The 23528-nt window shown below is 65.5% G+C and carries 24 protein-coding genes; 12 read left to right on the top strand and 12 right to left on the bottom strand.

Features of this window, described 5'->3' with window-relative positions; translation table 11 throughout:
- Positions 1-17 precede the first annotated feature (17 nt).
- Together ACCQ15_RS12005 and ACCQ15_RS12000 are read left to right on the top strand one after the other, a co-directional pair.
- Complete coding sequence (locus tag ACCQ15_RS12005; RefSeq protein ID WP_033478490.1) at positions 18-947, top strand: phosphate/phosphite/phosphonate ABC transporter substrate-binding protein; 930 nt, start codon at positions 18-20, stop codon at positions 945-947.
- Positions 944-3061 carry a putative bifunctional diguanylate cyclase/phosphodiesterase gene (locus tag ACCQ15_RS12000; protein WP_008573449.1) on the top strand — a complete coding sequence of 706 codons (2118 nt, stop codon included), beginning with the start codon at positions 944-946 and terminating at the stop codon, positions 3059-3061. The genes ACCQ15_RS12005 and ACCQ15_RS12000 overlap by 4 nt, the downstream gene beginning before the upstream one ends.
- A gap of 99 nt (positions 3062-3160) precedes the next feature.
- On the opposite strand, the gene epmB is transcribed toward ACCQ15_RS12000, so the two are convergent.
- Positions 3161-4189, bottom strand: coding sequence for an EF-P beta-lysylation protein EpmB (gene epmB / locus ACCQ15_RS11995; RefSeq protein ID WP_218558194.1), 1029 nt, complete (start codon positions 4187-4189; stop codon positions 3161-3163).
- 102 nt (positions 4190-4291) lie between these two features.
- Between epmB and efp the strand changes: the two genes are divergently transcribed.
- From efp to ACCQ15_RS11965, 6 genes are all read left to right on the top strand, one after another.
- Complete coding sequence (gene efp / locus ACCQ15_RS11990) at positions 4292-4858, top strand: elongation factor P (protein ID WP_007962665.1); 567 nt, start codon at positions 4292-4294, stop codon at positions 4856-4858.
- A gap of 5 nt (positions 4859-4863) precedes the next feature.
- Positions 4864-5844, top strand: coding sequence for a PA3715 family protein (locus ACCQ15_RS11985; protein WP_463671628.1), 981 nt, complete (start codon positions 4864-4866; stop codon positions 5842-5844).
- A gap of 17 nt (positions 5845-5861) precedes the next feature.
- Positions 5862-7199 carry a TRZ/ATZ family hydrolase gene (locus ACCQ15_RS11980; RefSeq protein ID WP_372163872.1) on the top strand — a complete coding sequence of 446 codons (1338 nt, stop codon included), beginning with the start codon at positions 5862-5864 and terminating at the stop codon, positions 7197-7199.
- A 30-nt stretch (positions 7200-7229) separates the two neighbouring features.
- Positions 7230-7949 (top strand): bifunctional 2-polyprenyl-6-hydroxyphenol methylase/3-demethylubiquinol 3-O-methyltransferase UbiG, encoded by a 720-nt coding sequence (gene ubiG, locus ACCQ15_RS11975; RefSeq protein WP_372380610.1) that lies wholly within the window; start codon positions 7230-7232, stop codon positions 7947-7949.
- An 85-nt stretch (positions 7950-8034) separates the two neighbouring features.
- Entirely contained in the window at positions 8035-8727 is a 693-nt protein-coding gene (locus tag ACCQ15_RS11970; protein WP_014090356.1) for a phosphoglycolate phosphatase, read from the top strand.
- A gap of 28 nt (positions 8728-8755) precedes the next feature.
- Positions 8756-9445: an isoprenoid biosynthesis enzyme family protein gene (locus ACCQ15_RS11965; RefSeq protein ID WP_014090355.1), complete on the top strand. Its 690-nt coding sequence runs from the start codon at positions 8756-8758 to the stop codon at positions 9443-9445.
- Between the two features lie 332 nt (positions 9446-9777).
- On the opposite strand, the gene ACCQ15_RS11960 is transcribed toward ACCQ15_RS11965, so the two are convergent.
- Entirely contained in the window at positions 9778-10917 is a 1140-nt protein-coding gene (locus ACCQ15_RS11960; RefSeq protein ID WP_343231462.1) for a putative acyl-CoA thioester hydrolase, read from the bottom strand.
- A gap of 461 nt (positions 10918-11378) precedes the next feature.
- Between ACCQ15_RS11960 and ACCQ15_RS11955 the strand changes: the two genes are divergently transcribed.
- The 3 genes from ACCQ15_RS11955 to ACCQ15_RS11945 all read left to right on the top strand — a co-directional run bounded on the left by ACCQ15_RS11955 (position 11379) and on the right by ACCQ15_RS11945 (position 13267).
- Positions 11379-11882, top strand: a complete 504-nt coding sequence (locus tag ACCQ15_RS11955) for a pyridoxamine 5'-phosphate oxidase family protein (protein ID WP_372380608.1) — start codon at positions 11379-11381, stop codon at positions 11880-11882.
- Between the two features lie 119 nt (positions 11883-12001).
- Positions 12002-12883, top strand: coding sequence for an MBL fold metallo-hydrolase (locus tag ACCQ15_RS11950; protein WP_372380607.1), 882 nt, complete (start codon positions 12002-12004; stop codon positions 12881-12883).
- A 93-nt stretch (positions 12884-12976) separates the two neighbouring features.
- Positions 12977-13267: a hypothetical protein gene (locus ACCQ15_RS11945; protein ID WP_008573429.1), complete on the top strand. Its 291-nt coding sequence runs from the start codon at positions 12977-12979 to the stop codon at positions 13265-13267.
- Positions 13268-13321: 54 nt separating this feature from the next.
- On the opposite strand, the gene eutC is transcribed toward ACCQ15_RS11945, so the two are convergent.
- The 8 genes from eutC to ACCQ15_RS11905 form a co-directional block, all read right to left on the bottom strand.
- Positions 13322-14137 (bottom strand): ethanolamine ammonia-lyase subunit EutC, encoded by an 816-nt coding sequence (gene eutC / locus ACCQ15_RS11940; protein WP_008573427.1) that lies wholly within the window; start codon positions 14135-14137, stop codon positions 13322-13324.
- Positions 14134-15543, bottom strand: coding sequence for an ethanolamine ammonia-lyase subunit EutB (locus tag ACCQ15_RS11935; protein WP_218533675.1), 1410 nt, complete (start codon positions 15541-15543; stop codon positions 14134-14136). Before ACCQ15_RS11935 ends, eutC begins: the two co-directional genes overlap by 4 nt.
- Positions 15540-16904 carry an ethanolamine permease gene (gene eat, locus ACCQ15_RS11930; RefSeq protein ID WP_014090351.1) on the bottom strand — a complete coding sequence of 455 codons (1365 nt, stop codon included), beginning with the start codon at positions 16902-16904 and terminating at the stop codon, positions 15540-15542. The genes ACCQ15_RS11935 and eat overlap by 4 nt, the downstream gene beginning before the upstream one ends.
- Positions 16905-17322: 418 nt before the next feature.
- Positions 17323-17823 (bottom strand): VOC family protein, encoded by a 501-nt coding sequence (locus ACCQ15_RS11925; RefSeq protein WP_046934839.1) that lies wholly within the window; start codon positions 17821-17823, stop codon positions 17323-17325.
- A gap of 118 nt (positions 17824-17941) precedes the next feature.
- A complete protein-coding gene (locus tag ACCQ15_RS11920; protein WP_218505627.1) occupies positions 17942-18784 on the bottom strand; it encodes a M23 family metallopeptidase in 843 nt (280 codons plus the stop codon).
- A complete protein-coding gene (locus tag ACCQ15_RS11915; RefSeq protein ID WP_071117797.1) occupies positions 18784-20133 on the bottom strand; it encodes a dihydroorotase in 1350 nt (449 codons plus the stop codon). The genes ACCQ15_RS11920 and ACCQ15_RS11915 overlap by 1 nt, the downstream gene beginning before the upstream one ends.
- On the bottom strand, positions 20130-20423 hold the full coding sequence (gene yidD / locus ACCQ15_RS11910; RefSeq protein ID WP_011347711.1) for a membrane protein insertion efficiency factor YidD: 294 nt from the start codon (positions 20421-20423) through the stop codon (positions 20130-20132). Before yidD ends, ACCQ15_RS11915 begins: the two co-directional genes overlap by 4 nt.
- Positions 20423-21001 (bottom strand): hypothetical protein, encoded by a 579-nt coding sequence (locus ACCQ15_RS11905; RefSeq protein WP_029819583.1) that lies wholly within the window; start codon positions 20999-21001, stop codon positions 20423-20425. The genes yidD and ACCQ15_RS11905 overlap by 1 nt, the downstream gene beginning before the upstream one ends.
- On the opposite strand from ACCQ15_RS11905, the gene dksA reads away from it, so the two are divergent.
- Complete coding sequence (gene dksA / locus ACCQ15_RS11900; RefSeq protein ID WP_228956689.1) at positions 20964-21548, top strand: RNA polymerase-binding protein DksA; 585 nt, start codon at positions 20964-20966, stop codon at positions 21546-21548. The genes ACCQ15_RS11905 and dksA overlap by 38 nt on opposite strands.
- Positions 21549-21762: 214 nt before the next feature.
- Here the strand turns inward: dksA and ACCQ15_RS11895 are convergent, their stop codons facing one another.
- Together ACCQ15_RS11895 and ACCQ15_RS11890 are read right to left on the bottom strand one after the other, a co-directional pair.
- A complete protein-coding gene (locus ACCQ15_RS11895) occupies positions 21763-23013 on the bottom strand; it encodes an MFS transporter (protein WP_008573410.1) in 1251 nt (416 codons plus the stop codon).
- A complete protein-coding gene (locus ACCQ15_RS11890) occupies positions 23010-23447 on the bottom strand; it encodes a SufE family protein (RefSeq protein ID WP_008573408.1) in 438 nt (145 codons plus the stop codon). Before ACCQ15_RS11890 ends, ACCQ15_RS11895 begins: the two co-directional genes overlap by 4 nt.
- Positions 23448-23528: the final 81 nt, after the last annotated feature.

Below are 23528 nucleotides of genomic sequence, written 5' to 3'. Positions count from 1 at the left end.
TCCGCGGCTCTAGGGGAGTGTCCGTTTTGCGCGGTCTACGATGGTGTCTGATTGCCTGCTGGCTGATTGCCGGGGCAGGCTTGGCCGTGACGGCTGCGGCAGCGCCTTCCTCGGTCCTGGTGCTTGGACGGATCAGCGATGATCCCGCCAGCCATTACGAGCAGCTCAAGCCCTTGCTGGATTACGTGGTGCCGCGCATGCGCGAGGTCGGGATCCGCCGCGGCGAAATCCTGATGGCGCCCGATGCGCGCCAGATGTCCAGCTATCTGCGGCGCGGCCGGGTCGATTGGGTCAGCGAAACGACCGGTGCGGCGATGCTGCTGGAGCAGCGCGGCAGCGCGCACCCCTTGCTCATGACCGAGCGTGGCGGACTGCGCGACTTCCACACGGTGTTCTTCGTGCGCCGCGACAGCCCGATCCAGTCGCTGTCGCAGTTGCGCGGCCATACCCTGGCATTGCAGAACGCCTCGTCCACCAGCGGCTACCTGCTACCGGTGCTCGAACTGCTGCGCAACGGCATCGCATGCGATGTGCTGCTGTCGGCCGACGACACCCCGGCACGCGGATCGGCCGGCTATCTGATGGTGGGGTCGAAATTGAACGTTGCCGCGTTCGTGCACAAACATCTGATCGACGTGGGCGCGCTCAGCAACGTCGATTGGGACGACGAACGCCACATGCCACCGGTGTTCAAGCGCGATTTCCGCATCGTGCACCGCACTGCGCCGGTGCCGCGCGCGGTGGAAATGGTGCGCGCAGGGATGGACCCGGCCGTGGAGCAGCGTCTGCGGGTGGTGTTGCTGCAGGCCGCCTCCGACCCCAAGGCGGGCCCGGCGCTGAAGCGCTTTTTCGACACTACCGGGTTCCATCCGCTGGATCCCGCTAGCCGCCGACGTCTGCAAGAGTTGAGCGCGGGCGTGCAACGCGTCAGGGATCACGTGGAATGACTCAGGTGCGCTTCGGCTTGCAGGCACGCTTTCTCTTGGTGATGGCGCTGACGCTGCTGCTGGTCGGTGCGATCCTGGCTTCGCTGCTGCAGCGACAAAGCGCGATGCAGCGCGAGGTGCGCGGCTTGAGTGCGCAGATCCTGCACGAGCTGTTCGATCGCAGCCTGCGCACGCGCGGCGAAACGCTGGCGACCGAGCTGGCTTCCGGCTTGGCCAACCCCTTGTATTACTCGGACCTGGGCGCGGTGGGTGCGCTGGTGCGCAATGCCTCGCGCCAGCAGGTGGTGAGCTATGTGCTGGTGTTCGACCGCCATGGCCGGCTGGTGCACGACGGCACGCCGACCTTGCAGCGTTACGGGCAGGCCATGACCGATCCGCTCGCCGCCAAAGCGCTGGCGGCGCAGGCGATGGTGTTGCAGTCCTCGCCGGAGGTGCTGGATGTGACGGTGCCGATCAAGATCGGCGACCAGCGCATCGGTGGCGTGCGCGTGGGCATGTCGCGCGAGCGGGTGCGCAAGATCGAATCCGGCGCCAATCTCACCCTGGTGCAGAACCTCAACGCCATCGGCAAGCGTGATCTGGGCTGGTTGCTGGTCCTGCTGGCTGCGCTGGTCGGGCTGGGCGTGTTGCTGGCCATCTACGTGCAGCGCACGCTGGTGGCGCCGATTCGGTTGCTGGCGGCAGCGGCAAGGCAGATCGAACGGGGCGACTATGCGGTGCAGCTGCCGCCGCACCCCCGCAACGACGAGATCGGCGAGTTGATTTCCGCGTTCGGGCGCATGAGCGAAAGCATCGCCCGGCACGACCGCGAAGTGCGGCACATGGCCTACACCGACGCGTTGACCGGGCTGACCAACCGGCTGGGCTTTCGCGAGGGTCTGGATCATCTGCTCCACACCGCGCGCAGCACCGACAGCAAGCTGGCCTTGCTGTTTGCCGATATCGACGACTTCAAGCGCGTCAACGACACGCTTGGCCATGAGGCCGGCGACGAGGCCTTGCTGCAGTTCGCCAGCCGCATCAGCCGCGCAGTTGCCGCGCTGGGCGGCGACGATGCGATTCTGGCGCGCTTTGGCGGCGATGAGTTCGTGATCCTGCTGCAGAGCGGCGATGTCAGCCTGCTGGCGGCGCAACTGGCCGACCGGCTGGTGCACGAACTGAGCCGGCCGTTGAACGTGCAGGGCCGCGAGGTGTTCCTGGGGACCTCGATCGGCATCACGCTGTTCCCCGATGATGCGCGCGATGCCACCGCGCTGCTGAAGAACGGCGACATCGCCATGTACCAGGCCAAGGTCGCCGGCAAGAACTGCCATCGCTTCTACAGCCGCGCCGCCGATCACGCGGTGGAGCGCCGTGTGCACATGGAGCACGAGTTGCGCGGGGCCTGGGAACGCGACGAGCTGCGCCTGGTCTACCAGCCGATCTACCGCACCAGCGACCGTGTGCTGGTGGGCGTGGAGGTGCTGCTGCGCTGGCAGCATCCGGCGCTGGGAACGATCGCGCCGTCCACCTTTATCGATATTGCCGAGCAGAGCGGCCTGATCGAAGTGATCGGCCCCAAGGTGCTGCGCGCGGCCTGCCTGGAGGCGGCGCAGTGGCCAGTGGTGGGCGAGGGTTTGTTCGTGTCGGTCAATGTTTCGCCGCGGCAACTGCGCAGCGGTGCGCTGATCGACACCGTGGCCGGGTGCCTGGCCGAGTCGGGGCTGCCGGCCGCGCGCCTGCATCTGGAGCTGACCGAGACCGCGGTGATCGGCGACGAGATGATGGCGGCCAGCCTGCTCGACCAACTGCACCGCACCGGCGTGAAGGTATGGCTGGACGATTTCGGCACCGGCTTCTCCGGCTTGAGCCATCTGCGTCAGGTGCCGGTGGACGGGGTCAAGATCGACAAGAGTTTCGTTGCCGACCTGCAGCGCGACCCGGACGATCTGGCGCTGACCACCGCGATCATCAACATGGCGCACTCGCTGGGAATCACTGTGGTTGCCGAAGGCATCGAGCAGGAAGCGCAATTCAATCTGTTGCGCGAGCGCGGTTGCGACCTGGGGCAGGGCTATTGGTTCAGCAGGCCGTTGAGCCCGGCCGATATGGTCAAGCTGATCGCGGCGGGGTGAGTGCCCTCGGAGCGCGCCTGAGCGCGACCGGGCGTTACCGGTAAAGCGCCATCGCGCCCGGGTGCGCTCCTACGACCGGTTGCGCTGAGGTCCGGGCGGTTACAGCGGCCGCTTGCCGGTATCGCCGGGGATTTCACGCACCAGCCGCGGGACCAGGTAGCCGGACAGGCGGGCAGCCAGCTCGGCATGCAGCGCGCGCGCGCGCGCATCGTCCACCTCGAAATGCGCCACCCCGGCGACCCGGTCGAGCTGATGCAGGTAGTAGGGCAGCACGCCGGCGGCAAGGCTGCGCTCGCTCAGCGCCGCCAGCGCATCCACGCTGTCGTTGACGCCACGCAACAGCACGGCCTGGTTGAGCACGTGTGCGCCGGTATCGCGCAGCCCCTGCACGGCGGCGTCTACCGCGGGGTCGAATTCGTTGGCATGGTTGGCATGCAGTACGAACGCCACCGGCCACGGCAGGCTGCGCAGCCAGGCTTGCAGTGGCGCATCCACGCGCTCCGGCAGCACGATCGGCAGGCGGCTGTGGATGCGCAGGCGCTTGAGATGCGGGATGGCCGCCAGGGCGTCGGTGAGTTCGACCAGCTTGGGTGTGGCCAACGAGAGCGGGTCGCCGCCGGAAAGCAGCACTTCCTCGATGCCGGGGTCGGCGGCGATCGCGGCCACCGCTTCACGCCAGCTATCGCGCGCAGCGGTCTCTTCGGCATACGGAAAGTGGCGGCGGAAGCAGTAGCGGCAGTGCACCGCGCAGCTGCCGGTGGCGATCAGCAGGGCACGGCCGCGGTATTTCTGGATCACCCCGGCAGCGGTCCGGGCGGCGGCATCGCCCACCGCATCCAGGCCGAAGCCCGGCACCGGCTGCATTTCCGCATCCAGCGGCAGCACCTGGCGCAGCAGCGGGTCGTGCAGGTCGCCATGGCGCATGCGCGCCACGAAGGCGCGCGGCACCCGCAGTGGAAACTGGGCGGCGGCGGCAGCGCTGATTGCCGCCGCTTGCGCATCCAGGCCCAGCAGCTGCAGCAGCACGCGCGGGTCGCGCACGGCGTCGCGCCACTGCTGTTGCCAGCGCGCTGGCTGCAGGGCGGGGGGCGGGGATGGCTGTAAGGCGAGGGGGGCTGCGGTTATCATGTGCGGTCACAAAACCAAATGCCCGCCGGTTGCGGCGGGCGCCCCATTCTAATCCGACCTGCTACCGCGTGGCGGGTCGTGGTCTTATCGAGGAGCTGCACCATGGCCACTGTTGGCATGAACGACGTCAAGAACGGCATGAAGATCCTGGTCAACAACGAGCCGGCGGTCATCACCGAGACCGAATACGTCAAGCCGGGCAAGGGCCAGGCCTTCACCCGCATGAAGTACCGCTTCATCAAGTCCGGTCGCGTGGTCGAAATGACCATGAAGGCGACCGACGATGTGGAAGTGGCCGACGTGGTCGATACCGACATGCGCTACCTCTACAGCGATGGCGAGTACTGGCACTTCATGGACCCGGAAACCTTCGAGCAGGTGCAGACCGACAAGGCCGGCATGGGCGGCGCCGACAAGTGGCTCAAGGGCGAGGAAGACTGCATCGTGACCTTGTGGAACGGCACCCCGATCTGGGTGCAGCCGCCGAACTTCGTCGAGCTGAAGATCACCGAGACCGATCCGGGCGTGCGCGGCGACACCTCCGGCGGCGGCGGCAAGCCGGCCACGCTGGAAACCGGCGCGGTGGTGCGCGTGCCGCTGTTCGTCAACCAGGACGAGATCATCAAGGTCGATACCCGTTCGGGCGAATACTCGGCGCGCGTCAAGTAATCCAGATGCGCCTGGGACGCCGGTCCGGTCGAGCAGTACGCAGCGCCAGTGTCCTGACGACGCCAGGAGCAGCCGAAGAAACGACTGCGCCGTTGCCAGGCTTGGGCGGCCGGTGTCTGGAATCTGCATGGGCCACGCGTGCACTGCCGGTCCCGTGCGCCATTGGCTCGCACCTGACGGCCGCGTGCGTCGCGTTGCTGGCCGGGCTGAGCGGCCTGCTGGCGGCGTGTCCGGTGCTTGCGCAAACCGCCGCCGCCACTGCCTGCGACGCGCAAAGCGTGGCGGCGGTGGCAGCTGGTGCGGTGTCCGGCGCCGCAGGGGCGGTGCCGGTCGACCATGCCGTGGCACAGACCTGCAAGCCGTGGCCGTACGACCCATCGATACGACTGGCGGCCATTGCGTTCGCCAGCGATGCCACCACCGAGGCAGGCGAACGCAACCTTGAGTTGCGCGTTGCCATGCTCGATGCCCGCACTGCCCAGGTCGTCGCCTTGTACATGCAGGACATGGGCGAAGATGCCGGCTTCGAACTTGCTGCCGACAGTCTGCGCCTGGATACCGCACGCTATGACCTGGCGCAGGGCGTGCGTGCGGTTGGCGTGGTGGTGCACAGCGTTGCGCGCGGGCCCAGTTGTCCGGATTTCGACAGCAACGATGCATTGACCTTGCTGGTGCGCGAACAGCGCCGGTTGCGCCCGGTGCTGCAGCGGGATCTCACTGTCTGGCGGCGGGTAAAAGGCGAACCGTGCAACTGGGGCGCGACGGGTGTGGTGACCGAACGCGGCACGCTCACCCTGTCGATGGACGCGCCGGTCCACGCGGGCTATACCGACATCGCAGTCACTGCCAACCTGGTGACTTCCACCACCGTCGAGGATGCAGACGACATCGAGCGCACGCACCGCCAGCGCCAGGTGCTGCGCTACGACGGCACGCGGTATGCGCCTGTGTCACGCTCCGACGACTCCTGGCCGTTCGGCAACTAACTTCAATGGATCCACTCATGACCAACGCTCCGCCCGAACCCTGCGACCTGCTGATCGAGGCCGGCTACGTCGTGCCGATCGAACCGCATGCGGTGGTGCTGGAAGACCACGCGGTCGCGGTCAATCACGGCGTCATCGTTGCCGTGCTGCCGGCTGCCGAAGCACGCACGCGTTTTGCGCCCAAGCAGACCGTGTCGCGGCCCGATGCGGCGTTGATCCCGGGCCTGGTCAATGCGCATACGCACAATCCGATGACGCTGCTGCGCGGCGTCGCCGACGACCTGCCGCTGATGGTGTGGTTGCAGCAGCACATCTGGCCAGTGGAAGCGGCGGTGATCGGGCCGGAATTCGTGGCTGATGGCACCACGCTGGCAATCGCCGAAATGCTGCGCGGTGGTACGACCTGCGTTAACGAAAACTACTTCTTCGCCGATGTGCAGGCGGCCGTCTACAAGCAGCACGGCTTCCGTGCGCTGGTGGGCGCGGTGATCATCGATTTCCCGACCGCATGGGCATCTTCGGACGACGAATACTTCGCGCGTGCCGGCGAACTGCACGACCAATGGCGCGACGATCCGTTGATCAGCACCGCGTTCGCGCCGCATGCGCCGTATACCGTGAACGATGCCAACTTCGAACGCGTACGCATGCTGGCCGACCAGCTCGACATCCCGGTGCATCTGCATACGCACGAAACCGCGCAGGAAGTGGCCGATTCGATCAAGCAGTACGGCCAGCGCCCGCTGGCGCGGCTGGATCGCCTGGGCCTGGTCAACGACCGCCTGATCGCGGTGCACATGACCCAGCTCACCGATGCGGAAATCCATCTGTGCGCCGAGCGCGGCGTCAGCGTGGTGCATTGCCCCGAATCCAATCTCAAGCTCGCTTCGGGCTTTTGCCCGGCATGCGCGCTGCAGCGTGCGGGCGTGAATCTGGCCATCGGCACCGACGGCTGTGCCAGCAACAACGACCTGGACATGTTCAGCGAAAACCGTACCGCCGCCATTCTGGCCAAGGCCGTGGCCAACGATGCGACCGCGCTGGACGCGGCGACCACGTTGCGCGCAGCCACGCTGGGCGGCGCGCGCGCACTGGGCTTCGGCGACAGGATCGGTTCGATCGAGATCGGCAAGCAGGCCGACCTGATCTGCGTGGATCTGGCCGCACTGGAAACCCAGCCGCTGCATCATGTGCTGTCGCAGCTGATCTACGCGGCTGGCCGCCATCAGGTCACCGATGTGTGGATTGCCGGAAAGCCCAAACTGGTGCAGCGCGAGCTCATCGACATGGATACCGCCGCCCTTCTCGCCAATGCGCGGCAGTGGCGCGAACGCATCCGCACCGTCCGCGCCTGAGCGCGCGTCACCGCATCACGGAGCCCCCGCATGAATTTGAATACGCACGCCAAATCCAGCAATTTCCATCAGAGCGAGCTGGATAAATTCGCCGCACTGGCCAACCGCTGGTGGGATGCCGACGGCCCGCAGAAGCCGCTGCATGCGCTCAATCCTGTGCGTCTGGAGTATGTGTCCGCGCGGCTGGAACTTGCCGGTGCGCGCGTGCTCGATGTCGGCTGCGGTGGCGGGTTGCTCAGCGAATCGATGGCACGTCTGGGCGCGCAGGTGACTGCGATCGACCTGGCGCCGGAACTGGTGAAGGTGGCGCGTCTGCACAGCCTGGAATCGGGCGTGCAGGTCGACTATCGCGTGCAATCGGTGGAAGACCTGGCCGCCGAACAGCCGGGCAGCTTCGATACGGTGACCTGCATGGAAATGCTCGAACACGTGCCGGATCCGACCGCGATCATCCGTGCCTGCGCCAGCCTGCTCAAGCCGGGCGGCAAGCTGTTCCTGTCCACGCTCAATCGCACCCCTGCCGCGTTCGCGCTGGCGGTGGTGGGCGCCGAATACATCGCGCGCCTGCTGCCCAAGGGCACGCACCACTACAAGGATTTCATCAAGCCGGCCGAGCTTGCGGCGTGGCTGCGCAACGCCGGGCTGCAGCTCGAAGACGTCAGCGGCATGCTGTACGAGCCGTGGCGCAATCGCGCCCGCCTGTCCTCGCGTACCGAGGTGAATTACCTGGCGTATGCGGTGAAGCCGTGATGGGCGGGGATTCGGGAATCGGGAATCGGGAATCGCAAAGGCGGTTGGCTGAGGGTTTGAGATTTTCTCGTTTCGGGTGGAGTGCATGCAGTTGCATGCCCGTGGCGCTGTGGTGAGTTTCCCGCGTGCGGCGTTGTTCGATCTGGATGGCACCTTGCTGGACAGCGCGCCGGACATGCTCGCGACAGTCAACGCCATGCTGGATGCGCGTGGGCGTGCACCACTTGCGTTGGCGTCGCTGCGCCCGGTGGTTTCCAAAGGTGCGCGTGCGATGCTCGGCGTGGCCTTTGCCGAGCTCGATGCCGCGGCGTGCGCGGCGCTGGTGCCGGAATTCCTGCAGCGCTACGAAGGCCTGATCGGCACGCAATCGCAGCTGTTCGATGGCATCGAACAGATGCTGGTGCGGCTGGAGGATGCCGGCTGCGTGTGGGGCATCGTCACCAACAAGCCCGAATATCTGGCACGCCTGATCCTGCCGCAGTTGGGCTGGGAGCAGCGCTGCGCGGTGCTGATTGGTGGCGACACGCTGGCCGAGCGCAAACCGCATCCGTTGCCGCTGGTGATAGCCGCAGAACGCATCGGCGTTGCACCTGCGCAATGCGTGTATGTGGGCGACGATGAGCGCGACATCGTGGCTGCGCGCGCGGCGGCGATGGCGTCGGTCGCGGCGTTGTGGGGCTATCGTCTGGACGACGACGACCCGACGCACTGGCAGGCCGATGTGCTGGTCGAGCAGCCGCAGGCACTTTGGAATGCGGCAACGTGGCCGCAGATCTGATCTTTCTTCGTATTTTTCCGGACCCGCCATGAGCCAATCCAGCGCGCTCGACAGTTTTCTCGACAAGTGGGCCACCCGCTGGCCGGAATGGTCGGTTGCCGAACCGTTCGTGCCCGAGCCGCAACGCCGTCTGGCAGTTGCCTGGTTCGCGTTGCTGCAGGAATGGGAAGACATCATGAATATCGCCGGCGACCCGTTGCCGGCCGATGCCAAGCTGGCGTGGTGGCAGCAGGAGCTGCGTGACTGGTCCAGCCAGCGCTCGCGCCATCCGTTGGGGCGCGTGCTTGAACCGGTGCGTGCGCCGTGGTCACAGCTGGCCGACACCTTGCCGGCCATGCAGGCCGCGCGCGTCCAGCCACAATCGCTGCAGCACGCGCTAGGGGCACTGCGCACGTTCGCCGAGGCGGTGATTGCGGTGGAAGCGGTGCTGTTCGCACGGGCACGGCCTGGCGATGCCACTGCGGTGGCGGTGCAATGGCTGGATGCACGCCAACGCGTGGCCGGCGACGGCGCAGCGCCCGGTGGCGTTGCCACGTCCGCCTGGCGCACGCAGCTGTTGCAGGCCTGGCCGCGCAAGGTCGCGTTGGCGCGGCCGCACCGGGTGTGGTCGCGTCTGGCACGGCTGCGCTTGCAGCGCGAGCTGGCGGGCAAACCTGCGTACCCGCCGCCGATGCAACAGCTCTGGCATAGCTGGCGTGCCGCCAGCGGCACCGATTAAGCGGCGCCGGTACGTCAGCTGCGTGCGCAGCATGCGCGTGTGTGGCGTGACGGGCGCGGCGGCCCAGTCTGTCGTGTTCGGAGCGGGCCGATTGGCAGCACAGCGCTAAGGTAATGACAGCGCCAATCGTGCGTAGGCCTTGCGACGCAGTCAGGCCGTTCGCACGCCCTCTTATCGGCAGCCGGTGCGCTGCCGTTGTCGCGGCCGAGACGATCGAGTGCCGCGCGACGCCACGCACACGCAGGGATCCCGGCAGGAATTCCAGCTCGTCGCGCGAGGCCGCAAGCACGGGCAATGCCCGGCTTGCGGCGCAGTTGCGGCGAAGCATCGACTCAATTGGCCGCGCCGGGACCGCTATTGTTGTATTCGTAGAAACGGTTGGCCGAATTGGTGCAGTTGCTGCTGCAATACGGGCGGCCGACCGTTGATGCATTCCATGGCGCGGTCTTGCGGATATGGCTGCCCAGGGTCGAGTCACGTACCGTCACCTGGCCGTTGGGCGAAGTGCCGTTGACGTAAGAGCTCAGGCTGCCGACGCTCTCGTCCCACGCACGTCCAAGATAGGTGTTGTTGTCCGGGGAGCTGGAGACACCGGTAAAGCTGCTGTTGATCGCCAGAAATCCGTAGCTGCTGCCAGGACGCGTGCTGGGCGCAAAAATATAGCCGCCGCGGCTGCTGCCCAGGCGTGCGCCGGTGGAACGGATGGTGGCGCCATCGAAAACACCGACGCCGGAGCCGAAGATGAAATCGACATCGCCTTCGATGGTGCTGCTCTTGAAATACGCCCGGATCACATTGGACGCGCTGGTCGCGCTGATCAACAAGGTGTCCTGGTTGCCGGTCACCAGGACATCCTGGAAGTTGGCCTTGTCGCCACGCACAGCCAGCGCCACCGCCGATTGATTGTTGTCGGTGTAGGTGCCTTCCACATAGTTGTTGTCCACGCGCAGGTGGCGCGCCTCGAAATTCGCCGCGCGCACCGTGAACGTCGCGCTGTTGGAGGTGCCAACCGTGGTCGCCGACGCATTGCTCGCACACGGGTGGCTTGCGGTGCCGGCTGGCTTGGGAGTGGGGTTGGCATTGTTGAAGCGGATGACGGTGTCGCCGGTATTTGTGCCCAGCCCGAACAGCGTCAGCGGTGGCGCATTGTTCGGCACGCAGACCAGCTCGGTGTAAGTGCCCGCCTTGATGCTGATATAGCGACGTGTGGTGCCGCCGGCAGCCACGGCAGCGTCGATGGCAGATTGCACGGTGCGGTAGCGTGTTGAGCCGTCGGCCGCCACTGCGTAATCGGCACTGAGTAGGGCGACACCTGCGGTGGGGTTCCAGTTATCGGTCACCAATGCGCTGATCGGCCCGGCTTTGGCCAAGGCTTTGGCGATCGTATAACTGCTCGCTTCGCTGCTGGTGAGTTGCGGCCGTGTGGCAGTGCCGGTCAATGCCAGCGCAGTGGCGCTAACAAGGCTCAGCACTGCGGCAGCGAGACAGGTCGAACGGATGTGCGTTGCAGACATGTGGTGGCGCTCTCTCAGAAGGGGACGTATGCGCAATACGCTGCAGATGCCGGCAAGCCAGGAGCGACGACGACGCCGGTGCGCGCTCGCCTGATAAACGATCGCAACAGGTGTCCGGCCGCTTCAGGATTCGGAAGCAATGCAGCGCAGGTGCAACGACGGTCGTTGCCATGCGCGGTTCTCGTTCGTGCCGCACCAGCGGCCGGCCGATCCTACTGCCGTGTTCGTTTTTCGGCTGATGACGTATCGGCCAATGTGCCGGAACTGCGAATCGGTCACGCTTTGCGGGCCGGTACTGGCGCTACAGGCCATGTCGCACGCCGACCATATTGCGGTTGCACAATGACGGCGATTCGAGATGCGTCCTCACATGCCGTGGGCGCAGGGCCTTTCAGACTGACTCACCCGCGTACGCGCGCATGTCAGGAATCGAAATGGCAGACACCAAAGAGTTGCAGGAAAAATTCTGGAAGGCGCTCAAATCCGATCGCACCGTGATGCTGGGCCTGGACGGTGTCGAAGACGGTCATGCGCGTCCGATGACCGCACAGATCGAAGGCGATAGCGGTGGACCGATCTGGTTCTTCACATCCAAGGACAACGCGCTGATCGCCATGCTGGGGCAGGGCCGCCGCGTCATCGGCGCCTTCAGCAGCAAGGGCCACGATTTGTTCGCCAGCATCAGCGGCTCGCTGCGCGAAGACACCGATCCGGCCATGGTCGACCGGTTGTGGAATCCATATGTCGCTGCGTGGTACGAAGGCGGCAAGACCGATCCGAACTTGGCGCTGCTGCGCCTGGACGCCGACCATGCGCAGATCTGGCTCAACGAGTCGAGCCTGCTGGCAGGGATCAAGGTGTTGTTGGGCGTCGACCCGAAGAAGGATTATCAGGACAAGGTGGTGGACGTTCCGCTGCGCTGAAATCTGGGGCGCACGCGCCACCGTCAAGGTGGCGTGTGCGCGCTGGTTGCGCGATTTGCTCCGCTCACCGCTGTGCGACGGCCGCATTGCCACGCTGGCCCGCCAAGCGGAGCGTGCCGATGCGCGTGCATCACTTCAACTGCATCTCCACCTGTCCGCTGGGCGGCCATCTCATGGACGGACGTACGCCAGGCGTCCTGGATCGCGGCCATCTGTGTTGCCATTGCTTGTTGGTGGAAACCAGCGCCGGGTTGGTACTGATCGATACCGGTTTCGGCCTGCGCGATGTGGCCGAGCCACGTGCGCGCCTGAGTCGGTTTTTTCTGGCCCTGGTCAAGCCGGATTTGCGCGAGGAGATGACCGCAATCCGGCAGATACAACGGCTGGGGCTGGACCCGCGCGATGTGCGGCACATCGTGCTGACCCATCTGGATTTCGACCACGCCGGCGGGCTGGACGACTTTCCGCATGCGCGCGTGCACCTGATGACGAGCGAACGCGATGCCGCACTGGCACAGCGCACCTGGATGGATCGCCAACGCTTTCGTCCGCAACAGTGGTCTACGCGCGGGCAGTGGCGCACCTACGACGGTGCAGCAGGCGAGCGCTGGATGGGGCTGGAGTGCGTGCGCGACCTGCATGGATTACCGCCAGAGCTGCTGATGGTGCCGCTTCCCGGGCACACGCTGGGTCATGCCGCGGTTGCGGTGCACACGCCGGCACGATGGCTGCTGCTGGCAGGCGATGCATATTTCTTCCATCGCGAAATGGATCCGGACGCGCCTTACTGCACGCCAGGGCTGCGCGCGTATCAATGGATGCTGGAGAAGGACCGCGCCGCGCGCTTGAGCAACCAGCAGCGCCTGCGCGTTCTACGGCAACAGCATGCAGGTGAGGTGGAGGTGTTCTGTTCGCACGATGTGAGCGAGTTCGAGCGTATTGCCGGGCAGCCGGCCCGCCTGCCGAGCAGCGCCTTGCTGCACGCACCCACACCGCAGTGATCCGCGCTTCACCACGCGCCGACGCACCGCAGCGCGATGATCTGCCACCGGCACAGCTCGCTTGCGTGATGACGCCATTCCAGGAGATTGAACATGCAGCAGATCGAAATTGGCCAGATGGTATTTCTACGCGATGGCGAAGTCGGCGTCGGTGCCGTCCGCGACATCCGCAACGATGGGGACGAACTGGTCATCAATATCGAAAATGGCGGCGACTTCGTGCTGCCTGCCTCGGTGGTGCGTGATGTGCACTCGGGAAAGGTGATGCTGGATGTCGACAAGCTTCCCGATGATGTACGCAACGCCTTACGTCATCCGCATGACAACGAACTGCAGACCAGCACCTATGCCGCCAGCAACACGCAGGATGGGGCATTGAAGTGATGGATTGATTGCGATTTGCGCGGTGTGACTCCTGGTCAGCACACGCCGCGCAGTTCAGTCCGGCAGCAAGAACGTGCGCGGCGCGATGTCGGCAGGCCCTGCCAGCGACGCAGGTTGTTCGGCTTCGTCTTTCAACTGCACGCCAGAGAGTCTGCGGCGAAATGCCTCGCGCAGCAGATACGCTAATTTGTGGGTCGCCTCGGCGTAACTCAGTCCTTCGGCGCGAATGTTGGAAATGCAGTTGCGCGCTGCATCGGTGAGCCCGACGCGGGGCGTGTAGGTGAGATACAGGCCCAGGCTGTCGGGCGAGCTCAGGCCCGGCCTTTCGCCGATCAGCACGATCACGGCGCGCGCGTTGAGCAGTTCGCCGACCTCATCGCCGATCGCCACGCGCCCTTGCGCCACCAGCACCGCCGGCGCGAGCGACCAGCCTTCCCGAGATGCCAGTGCATCGATCTGGTCTAGCATGCGCGCGGCATGCCGATGCACGGCCAGCGCAGACAGTCCATCGGCGATGACCACCGCAACATCCTGTCCGCCGCCATGCACGGCCGTGAGGCCGCGTAGCTGGGCGGCGGCATCTTCGGCCAGGCGCCTTCCCAGATCGGGACGTTGCAGATACTGATGACGATCGGTGGCAGCGCTCTGCAGCAGGATGCTGCTGCGCCCGCGTTGCTCCAGCGCGGCCTGCAGCGGTGCCGGGTCGAAGGCCAAATGCACCGCGTCGCGTGCCTGCGCATGCGCCAGCTGGAACTCCAGGTGCGCGTCCGTAGGCAGGCTGGTCCCCACCCGGCCCAGCGCAATGCGCGCGGGCGTCAGTTGGCGCAGGTGCGCCCAGGCATCGCGGGGCGGTGTGGAGGGTGCGCTCATGGCGCCGCTCTACCCCTGGCCTGTGCCAATGCAAGCCGAAATGGCGCCGGTACCTCGCTGCCAAGCTCGAAGCGGCCATCGCGCAGCCGCAGGATGTCGTGCTGCTCCAGCCACCGTTCGAACTCGGGTGCGGCGCGCAGGCCGAGTGCCTGGCGCGCATACAGCGCATCGTGAAACGAGGTGGTCTGGTAGTTCAACATCACATCGTCCGAGCCGGGGATGCCCATGATGAAGTTGATGCCGGCAGTGCCGAGCAGGGTGAGCAACACGTCCATGTCGTCCTGATCGGCTTCGGCATGGTTGGTGTAGCAGATGTCGCAGCCCATCGGCACGCCGAGCAACTTGCCGCAGAAGTGGTCCTCCAGCCCGGCGCGGACGATCTGCTTGCCGTCGTAGAGATATTCCGGCCCGATGAAGCCCACCACGGTGTTTACCAGCAGCGGTTTGTAGTGGCGCGCTACCGCATAGGCGCGCACCTCGCAGGTCTGTTGATCCACGCCGTGGTGCGCATTGGCCGACAACGCGCTGCCCTGGCCGGTTTCGAAGTACATCACGTTGTCGCCGACGTTGCCGCGACGCAACGACAGGCCCGCTTCATACCCTTCCTGCAGCAAGGCCAGGTTGATGCCGAAGCTGGCATTGGCCGCCTCGGTGCCGGCGATGGACTGAAACACCAGATCCACCGGCACGCCGCGGCCGATCGCTTCGATGGTGGTGGTGATGTGCGCAAGCACGCACGATTGCGTGGGAATCTGATACCCACTGATCACCGCATCGAGCATGCGCAACAGGGCCGTGGTTGCGGCCAGGCTGTCGCTGGCCGGGTTGATGCCGATCACCGCATCGCCGTTGCCGTACAACAAGCCGTCGAGCACGCTGGCGGCGATGCCGGTGGCATCATCGGTGGGGTGGTTGGGCTGCAGGCGTGTCGACAGGCGTCCGCGCAACCCCAGCGTGTTGCGAAAGCGGGTGACGACCCGCGTTTTCTGCGCCACCAGGATCAGGTCCTGCACCCGCATCAATTTGGACACCGCGGCCACCATTTCCGGCGTCAGGCCGGGTGCCAACGCGGTCAATGCAGCTTCGTCGGCCTGCGCACTCAGCAGCCAATCGCGAAAGCCGCCCACTGTGAGATGCGCCACGGCGGCAAATGCAGCGGCATCGTGCTGGTCGATGATCAGCCGGGTGACTTCGTCTGCTTCATACGGCACCACTGCTTCGTCGAGGAAGTGCCGTAGCGGCAGATCGGCCAGCGCCATCTGTGCGGCCACGCGCTGCAGACCGGAGTCGGCGGCAAGACCGGCCAGCTGGTCGCCGGAGCGCGCAGGCGTGGCCTTGGCCAGCAGCTGCTTCAGATCGGCAAACTGAAAGCGTTCGCCGCCTGCGGTGAAGGCAAACCCGCTCATCCGGCGCTGGCCACAGGCGTGTGTTGCGTGCGCAGGCTCAGGACGCAACACGCCGCGCCGAACAGCAGCAGGCCCAGGAAGATCAATGCCACGATCGGGTTGAACCACACCATCGCCACCAGGCACACCAGTGCCAGCAGCAGCGCAATGGCCGGCACCACCGGGTACCACGGTGCGCGGAAACTACGCTCCAATCCCGGTTCGGCGCGACGCAGCCTGAACAGGCTGAGCATGCTCATCACATACATCACGATCGCGCCGAACACCGACATGGTGATCATCGCTGCGGTCAACGACATGCCCTGGATCTTGACCACGCTGTCGCTGCAGATAGCAGCAATGCCGATGACGCCGCCAGCCAGGATGGCGCGATGCGGCGTGCGAAAACGCGAGAGCCTGGCCAGCCCATGTGGCAGGAAGCCGGCACGCGCCAGCGCAAAGAACTGACGCGAATAGCCCAGGATGATGCCGTGGAAACTCGCCACCAACCCGAACAAGCCGATCCACACCAACATGTGCAACCAGGTGGAACTGTTGCCGACCACGGCCTTCATCGCCTGCGGCAGCGGATCGTTGATGTTGGACAGCTGGCGCCAGTCGCCGACGCCGCCGGCAAACACCATCACGCCCAGCGCCAACACCACCAGGGTGAGAATGCCGGCGATGTAGGCGCGCGGAATCGTGCGCCTGGGGTCTTTGGCTTCTTCGGCCGCCATCGCCGCGCCTTCGATCGCCAGAAAGAACCAGATCGCAAACGGGATCGCAGCGAAGATGCCGGAAATGGCGGCCGGCCCGAACACGTCGCTGCCGGCCCAGCCATTGGCCGCGAAGCGCGCCACGCTGAAACCCGGTGCCACCACGCCCATGAACACCAGTAGTTCGATCACCGCCAGCAAGGTCACGATCAGCTCGAAGGTGGCTGCAATCGCCACGCCGACAATGTTCAAGCTCATGAAGACCAGGTAGGCGCCAACCGCTGCAAGACGCGGATCGAGCGTGGGGTACTGCACATTCAGATACGCGCCGATCGCCATCGCGATAGCCGGCGGCGCGAAGACGAATTCGATCAACGTGGCCAGGCCGGCCAGCATGCCGCCATAGGTCCCGAACGCGCGCAGGCTGTAGGCGAAGGGCCCGCCCGCATTGGGAATGGCGGTGGTCAATTCGGTGAAGCTGAAGATGAAACAGGTGTACATCACTGCGACCAGCAGCGTGGTCACCAGAAAGCCGAGCGTACCGGCGGTGCCCCAGCCGTAACTCCAGCCGAAATACTCGCCTGAAATCACCAGCCCCACCGCGATGCCCCACAACTGCCAGGTACCCAGGGTCGGTTTGAGGTGCTCGTTGCGCATGTCGCACATCTCCTGCAGTCGGGGGAGGGGAGATGAAGCACGCCCGACGCCGAAGCGACGGACCGACCGTCGGCAGCCCAAGCGTCCACCTGCAGCGACGCACGACGGTCGTTTCGGTTATACCGCAAAGCCCGCTGGCGGACACAAGCACGACGGGTAGGTCGCCGCCGACCGGGTGTGTAGCGTTCCGGCGCAATGGTCGTGGGTTGCGTTTTTTCTTCTGTCGTCGCAGGGTGTGGCCCGTTGTTAAATCGAGGGGGCCTGATCCAGTGGTCGCGATGCATCAAATAGTGGGGTCATCGCAGAATGACTCTGCAGCCGCACGCTAAGGCGGATCGGGATCATGGTCCATCAACGGGGCGGGGATGCGACCATTCGGTGTCATCCCGCTGACGACTGCGCCGGTAGTCGGGGCGCGCCGGTTCTGTCACGGTCCAGCGGGCTGCATGAACTCGATGGAAATATGGTCGGGACCGGACACGTAGGCGGTGAGCGTTCCTGTTCTCGGACCTCCCGGAATCGGCAGCGGCTTGCCCTTCGCCTTCCATCCGGCCGCCTCGACACGGCAGATGGCCGCATGGATGTCCCGGACGGTCAGCGCCAGATGGGCGGCCCCGATCGCACCCGCGCTGTCCGGCGACTGCCCATTCCGACGACCTTTGGAATATTGCAGCAACTCGACGATGAATCCGTCCGGAGCCTTCACGATTGCCGTTCGCACGCTCGGATCATCCACGCCGGTGACCTGATGCAGGAAATCGCCGCCCATCTGTGCCTGTCGTTCGAGCGTAAACCCCAGGGCCTCGGTCCAGAACCGGATCGCCTCGTCAAGAGATGAAACGGCAAACCCGATGTGATCAACGTTGGCCACGCCTGCATTGCTATCCACTGTTGCGGCTCCGTTCCAGTACGTCCGGGACGCGATAATTTGTGTGAGGGAAACTCGAGTCAGCAGAAGACCGGGCTGGCCAAGCAGGCTCTTCTAGGAAGCGTAGAACAGCGTCTTCAATGCCACCGCACGTCAAAGAGGCGATCTTTCGAACGCTCTACTTCGTCCGCTCAAGCACCAGCAACGGATCGATGCGGGTGTCGAACCAGTTCATCCCCCAATGCAGATGCGGCCCGGTGGCACGCCCGGTGGCACCAACCGCGGCAATCACCTGGCCTTGCTCGACCCGGTCGCCCACCTTCACGTCGATACGCGACAAGTGCAGGAAATTCGAGCTCACCCCGAAGCCGTGATCCAGCAGCACCGTGCCGCCGGTGAGATACAGGTCCGGCGCCGCGAACGTCACCACGCCGGCAGCCGGTGCCTTCACCGGGGTGCCGGTGGGCACGGCGATGTCCATGCCCGAATGGCCGGCGCCCGGCTGGCCGTTGTACACGCGTGCATTGCCGAAGCGGCCGCTGATACGTCCCTGCACCGGCCAGATGAAGGGTTGGGCGAAATCGGTGCGTGCGTCATCGCGGTCGCGCGCCGCCGTGACCTGCGCCTGTTCGCGTTTGATGCGCGCGGCAATTTCGGCCGGCGGGTTGACCGTCTTCGGCGGCACGCCATTGACGCGTTCCACCGGCCAGTCGCGCGGCGTTACTGCGATGCTCACGGTGCGCGTGCTGCCATCGGGTTGGGTGATCTGCACCTGCAAGGGCCCGGTCGCATCGCGGCCGATCCCGAACACGACGCTTCCATAACCGCTCACACGCAAGCTGCGGCCGGCATATTGCACCTTGCTGCCTGCTGGCACCTTGCCGATCACCAGCGCGCCTTGCGACGCGCTTTGCGGAAATACGACATCGGTTGCGGCGGCCGCACCCTGCGCTTGGGCGCGACCTGCAACCAGCGCGGCCGGCGCCAGGATCAACCAGGCGCCAAACAGGGCTGCGCGCATCAGCGGTCGAAGGTCAGGCGCTGGCCGGCAGCGCTGCCCACCAGCTGTTCGCCATCCCACACCTGCTGGCCGTTGACCCACGTCGCAGCGATGCGCGAACGGAAGGTGGTGCCCTCGAATGGCGACCAGCCGCACTTGGACAGCACCTGCTCGCGCTTCACGGTAAACGGGGTGTTGTCGATCATCACCAGGTCGGCGAAATAGCCTTCGCGCAGGAAGCCGCGCTCCTGCACATCGAACAACTGGGCCGGCGCATGCGCGAACTTCTGCACGATACGGGTGATCGGCAACTTGCCTTCGTGCACCAGCTCCAGTGCCGCGACCAGCGCGTACTGCACCAGCGGCAGGCCCGAGGGCGCCTGCGCATAGGGCTTTTGCTTTTCTTCCCAGGTGTGCGGGGCGTGGTCGGTGGCGAGCACGTCGATGACATCTTCGGCCAGCGCATCGATGAGCGCCAGACGATCTTCGGCGTCCTTGATCGCGGGGTTGCACTTGATCAGGTTGCCCAGTCGTGCGTAATCGCTGCGATCGAAGCGCAGAAAGTGGATGCAGGTCTCGGCGGTAATGCGCTTGCGCAGCTTGCCATCGGCATCGACCAGCGGGCCGGCTTCGAACAGCGACAGCTCGTCGGCGGTGGAAATGTGCAGCACGTGCAGGCGGGTGTTGTGCTTGCGCGCCAGCGAGACCGCCAGCTGCGAGGACTTCAGGCAGGCCTGACGCGAACGGATGTCCGGGTGCATCTCCGGTGTCAGCGCATCGCCATACTTTTCCTTGTACTGCGCCATCGTCGCGTCGATGGTCGGGGTGTCTTCGCAGTGGGTGATGATCGGCGTGGGTGCGTCGCGGAAGATGGCGTCCAGCGTTTCCGGGTTATCGACCAGCATGTTGCCGGTGGAGGCGCCCATGAACACCTTGATGCCCGGTGCAGTCTTGGGGTCCAGCGACTGGATGTGGGCCAGGTTGTCGTTGCTGGCACCCATGTAGAAGCCGTAGTTGGCCCAGGCGCGCCCGGCAGCGGCGTCGTACTTGGCCTGCAGTGCGGCGGCATCCAGGGTCGGCGGATTGGTGTTGGGCATGTCCATGAAGCTGGTCAGGCCACCAGCCACCGCGGCGCCGGATTCGGTCGCGATGTCGCCCTTGTGGGTCAGGCCAGGTTCGCGGAAGTGCACCTGGTCGTCGATCATGCCTGGCAGCACCCAGCGTCCGGCGGCATCCACGACGGTATCACCAGGGGCAGGGGCGATCTTGCTGTCGATCTTGGCGATGCGGCCGCCCTCGATCAGGAGATCGGCGTCGAACTCCTTGCCTTCGTTGACCAGGCGGGCATTGACGATGACGGTTCGGCTCATGGATGGGGTCCTTTGCAGCTGCAGGAAGAAGACGGGGAGGGCGAGGCGGGTGCATCGGGCACCGGATCGAATCCGCCCGGATGGAAGGGATGACAGCGGCCGAGCCTGCGCGCGGCAAGCCAACTGCCGCGCAGCGGGCCGAAGCGGCCGATGGCGGTCATCGCGTAGTCCGAGCAGCTTGGTGCAAAACGGCAACGCGGCCCGAGCAGGGGGCTGATGACGAGCTTGTAGACGCGCAGCAGCGCGATGAGCAGGCGTGAGATCACTTGCCAATGATATGCCACTTGCATTAATAGGTGGTTGCCGGGGGTCCGCGGGGTACGTTATAAAGGCCCGCTTTCCCGGGCCCCGGGGGAACCAAGGATGAGCGTTTCGTGGCTGCTAAAAAACCTGCAAAAAAGGCCGTAGAGGCCGCCAAGAAGTCCGCCAAACCCGTTGCGAAAAAGGCAGCGACGTCCGCTGCTGCGAAACCGGCCGCAAAACCGCCGACCAAGCAGCCGGCTGCCAAGAAGGCACCCGCGAAGAAGGCACCTGCGAAGAAGGCCGCTGCCAAGCCGGCGCCGGCTTCCAAGACCACCGCGTCCGCAGCCCCCAAGTCAGTGAAACCCGTCGCCAAGAGTGCTGCCAAGCCGGCGGCGAAAAAGGCAGCTCCGGCTGCCGCCAAACCGGCTGCCAAGCCGGTGGCGTCCAAGTCCGTACCGAAGCCGGCCACCAAGCCGGCTCCGGCCAAGTCAGTCCCGGTCAAGGCTGAAAAGCCCGCGCCCGCACCGGTCCCCAAGGCCGTCCCTGCGAAGCCGGCAAAGCCTGCGACCCCGTCATCTAAGAATCCCGTGCCCGTTTCGAAATCTTCCGCAAAAACGCCAACCAAAACCGAAGCCCCCGCCAAGCCTGCTGCGACCCGTCCGGTCGGCAAGGTGGCCGTGGCCGTGACGTCCAAGCCGTCCAGCGCGGCTCCCAAGACCAAGTACAAGGTCGTCGAGTACAAGACCGACGAAGCAACCGGTCGCCCGATCCTGCCGCAGGGCTACAAGCCTTCCGCGGACGAGGAGTACATGAACAAGTTGCAGCAGGAATATTTCCGCCAGCGTCTGCAGAGCTGGCGCAACGAGATGGTGGAGGAATCCAAGCAGACCATCGAAAACCTGCGCGAAGAAGTGCGCGACATCGGCGACGAAGCCGAACGTGCCACCCGCGAGACCGAAAACTCGCTGGAACTGCGTGCCCGTGATCGCGCCCGCAAGCTGATTTCCAAGATCGACAGCACGCTCAAGCGTCTGGAAGACGGTGACTACGGCTACTGCGTGGACACCGGTGAAGAGATTGGCCTGGACCGCCTGGAAGCGCGTCTGACTGCCGAGCGCACCATCGATGCCCAGGAGCGTTGGGAGCACTTGCAGAAGCAGCAGGGCGACTGATCGTCCGCCTGGCTCACCGAAAGACCCCGCCATGTGCGGGGTTTTTTATGGTCGCCTGATTCGTTGTATTGGCGCCTGGCCGAGAGTCAGGCAGCGCCCATTGGCGAGACGCCGCCGCACGCAGCTGCATGCGGCACGTGAGCGCGGTCCGCAACACGAGCCCCTTGCCACCACAGCGGCGCAGTGGGCACCGGCAATCACGCGATCGCGCCGCTCACTGCAGATCGCGCAGGTCCAGCTTGCGCAGGCGCGGCGCCTTCCAGGCGGTGGTGGCCACCACGCCCAGGGTGACGCAGCCGCCGATGACCACCGCCGGCACCAGGCCGACCAGGCGCGCCATGACGCCGTCGTAGAACGCGCCCAACTCGTTGGACGAGCCGATGAAGATGCCGTTGATCGAAGACACCCGGCCACGCATGGCATCGGGGGTGGCCAACTGCAGGATGGTCTGGCGCACCACCACCGAGACGCCATCGCACATGCCGTACACCAGCAGGATCGCCGCTGACAGCCAGAAATGGCGCGACAGTCCGAAGGCGATGGTGCAGAGCCCGAAGCCGGCCACCGACAGCAGCAGCACGCGTCCGGCATTGCGCTGCAGCGGGTGCCGCGCCAGCCACACGCCAACCACGATCGAACCCAGCGCCGGCGCACCGCGCAGGATGCCCAGGCCTTCCGGGCCGTAGTGCAGGATGTCGTGGATGAAGGCCGGCAACATCGACACCGCGCCGCCAAGCAGGACCGAGAACATGTCCAGCGCCATGGCGCCCAGCATGATCTGGTTGGACAGTACGAACTGCGCGCCTTCGGCGATGCTGCGGAAGATCGGCGCACGCGGGCCGGCGCTGACCGGCTCGCTGACACGTAACAAAGCCAACGCCAGGATCGCCAGCATCGCCACGCTGGCGGCGACCCCGTAGGCCAGGCCCTTGCCGCCCCAGCCGACCAGCACGCCGCCCAGCGCCGGGCCGATCACCATGCCGGCCTGGAAGGTGACGCTGCCGATGCTGGCGCCGCGTGCGAATGCGTCGCGCGGCAGCGCCCGTGCGAACAATGCGTTGTAGACCGGCGACAAGAAAGAGCGCGCCGCGCCGGTGAGCGAGATGGCGGCATAGATGGGCCACACGCCTTTGACCGGCAGCCAGCCTTGCGTGATCGCCAACAGCAACAGCGCGGTTGCGACCAAGCCCAGCACGGCGACCATGCCCAGCCGGCGGCGCGGCAGGTGATCGACCAGGTAGCCGGCAAAGGGGGCGATGCAGAAGAACGGCAGGATTTCCGCCAGGCCGATCAGCCCCAACGAGAGCGGGTTGCCGGTCATTTCGTAAATATGCCAACCGACCGTCACCGCGACGATCTGGTAGGACAGCATCGCCGCCACGCGGTACAGCAGCACCAGGCCGAAGCCTGGATGGGCGAGCAGCGTCCGCAGCGAATCGGCGGGCGATGGGGCGGGCGTGCTCACTGCTGCGCGCGCGCGGTATCGCGGATGAAGGCCAGCATCGCTGCCACGCCGTTGCTGCGGGTCGGCGACAGATGCTTGGCCAGGCCGATCCCGGCGATGTAGTCAGGCTCGGTAGCCAGGATCTCTTGCGCGCTACGCCCGGAATACACGCGCAGCGCAAGGTAGATCAGCCCGGAGACAATGGCCGAATCGCTGACGGCATGGAAATCCAGCCGCTCGGCGTTGCCCTCCGGCACGATCCAGACCATCGATTGGCAGCCGTGCAGGCGGTGCTCTTCGGTTTTCCACTGTTCCGGGAAGGCGGGCAACTTGCGGCCAAGGTCGATCAGGTACTGGTAGCGCTCGGACCAGTCGCCAAAGAAGGAAAATTCCTCGGCAATGGCGGCCTGCGCCTCGGTAGCAGTCGGTTCAAGCGGGAAGGGGGAGGTGGTCATCTAAAAATCCAGAATCAATTCGATCAAGTCCCTCTCCCGCGGGGCGAGAAGGCACGGTGTGCGCCACTGGCACCTGGCCTT

The organism is Xanthomonas sp. NCPPB 1754 (genome assembly GCF_041475725.2).
Lineage (GTDB): Bacteria > Pseudomonadota > Gammaproteobacteria > Xanthomonadales > Xanthomonadaceae > Xanthomonas > Xanthomonas euvesicatoria.
This window is presented reverse-complemented; position numbering and strand designations above follow the sequence as displayed.

Coding starts and splice junctions, on each gene's coding strand:
- ACCQ15_RS11915 (WP_071117797.1), bottom strand. CDS start 20,133: ATGAGCCGAACCGTCATCGTCAATGCCCGCCTGGTCAACGAAGGCAAG.
- ACCQ15_RS12000 (WP_008573449.1), top strand. CDS start 944: ATGACTCAGGTGCGCTTCGGCTTGCAGGCACGCTTTCTCTTGGTGATG.
- ACCQ15_RS11985 (WP_463671628.1), top strand. CDS start 4,864: ATGCGCCTGGGACGCCGGTCCGGTCGAGCAGTACGCAGCGCCAGTGTC.
- ACCQ15_RS11890 (WP_008573408.1), bottom strand. CDS start 23,447: ATGACCACCTCCCCCTTCCCGCTTGAACCGACTGCTACCGAGGCGCAG.
- ACCQ15_RS11980 (WP_372163872.1), top strand. CDS start 5,862: ATGACCAACGCTCCGCCCGAACCCTGCGACCTGCTGATCGAGGCCGGC.
- eat (WP_014090351.1), bottom strand. CDS start 16,904: ATGTGCGACATGCGCAACGAGCACCTCAAACCGACCCTGGGTACCTGG.
- ubiG (WP_372380610.1), top strand. CDS start 7,230: ATGAATTTGAATACGCACGCCAAATCCAGCAATTTCCATCAGAGCGAG.
- ACCQ15_RS11970 (WP_014090356.1), top strand. CDS start 8,035: ATGCAGTTGCATGCCCGTGGCGCTGTGGTGAGTTTCCCGCGTGCGGCG.
- yidD (WP_011347711.1), bottom strand. CDS start 20,423: ATGCAAGTGGCATATCATTGGCAAGTGATCTCACGCCTGCTCATCGCG.
- ACCQ15_RS11950 (WP_372380607.1), top strand. CDS start 12,002: ATGCGCGTGCATCACTTCAACTGCATCTCCACCTGTCCGCTGGGCGGC.
- ACCQ15_RS11920 (WP_218505627.1), bottom strand. CDS start 18,784: ATGCGCGCAGCCCTGTTTGGCGCCTGGTTGATCCTGGCGCCGGCCGCG.
- ACCQ15_RS11965 (WP_014090355.1), top strand. CDS start 8,756: ATGAGCCAATCCAGCGCGCTCGACAGTTTTCTCGACAAGTGGGCCACC.
- ACCQ15_RS11935 (WP_218533675.1), bottom strand. CDS start 15,543: ATGAGCGGGTTTGCCTTCACCGCAGGCGGCGAACGCTTTCAGTTTGCC.
- ACCQ15_RS11955 (WP_372380608.1), top strand. CDS start 11,379: ATGTCAGGAATCGAAATGGCAGACACCAAAGAGTTGCAGGAAAAATTC.
- eutC (WP_008573427.1), bottom strand. CDS start 14,137: ATGAGCGCACCCTCCACACCGCCCCGCGATGCCTGGGCGCACCTGCGC.
- epmB (WP_218558194.1), bottom strand. CDS start 4,189: ATGATAACCGCAGCCCCCCTCGCCTTACAGCCATCCCCGCCCCCCGCC.
- efp (WP_007962665.1), top strand. CDS start 4,292: ATGGCCACTGTTGGCATGAACGACGTCAAGAACGGCATGAAGATCCTG.
- ACCQ15_RS11945 (WP_008573429.1), top strand. CDS start 12,977: ATGCAGCAGATCGAAATTGGCCAGATGGTATTTCTACGCGATGGCGAA.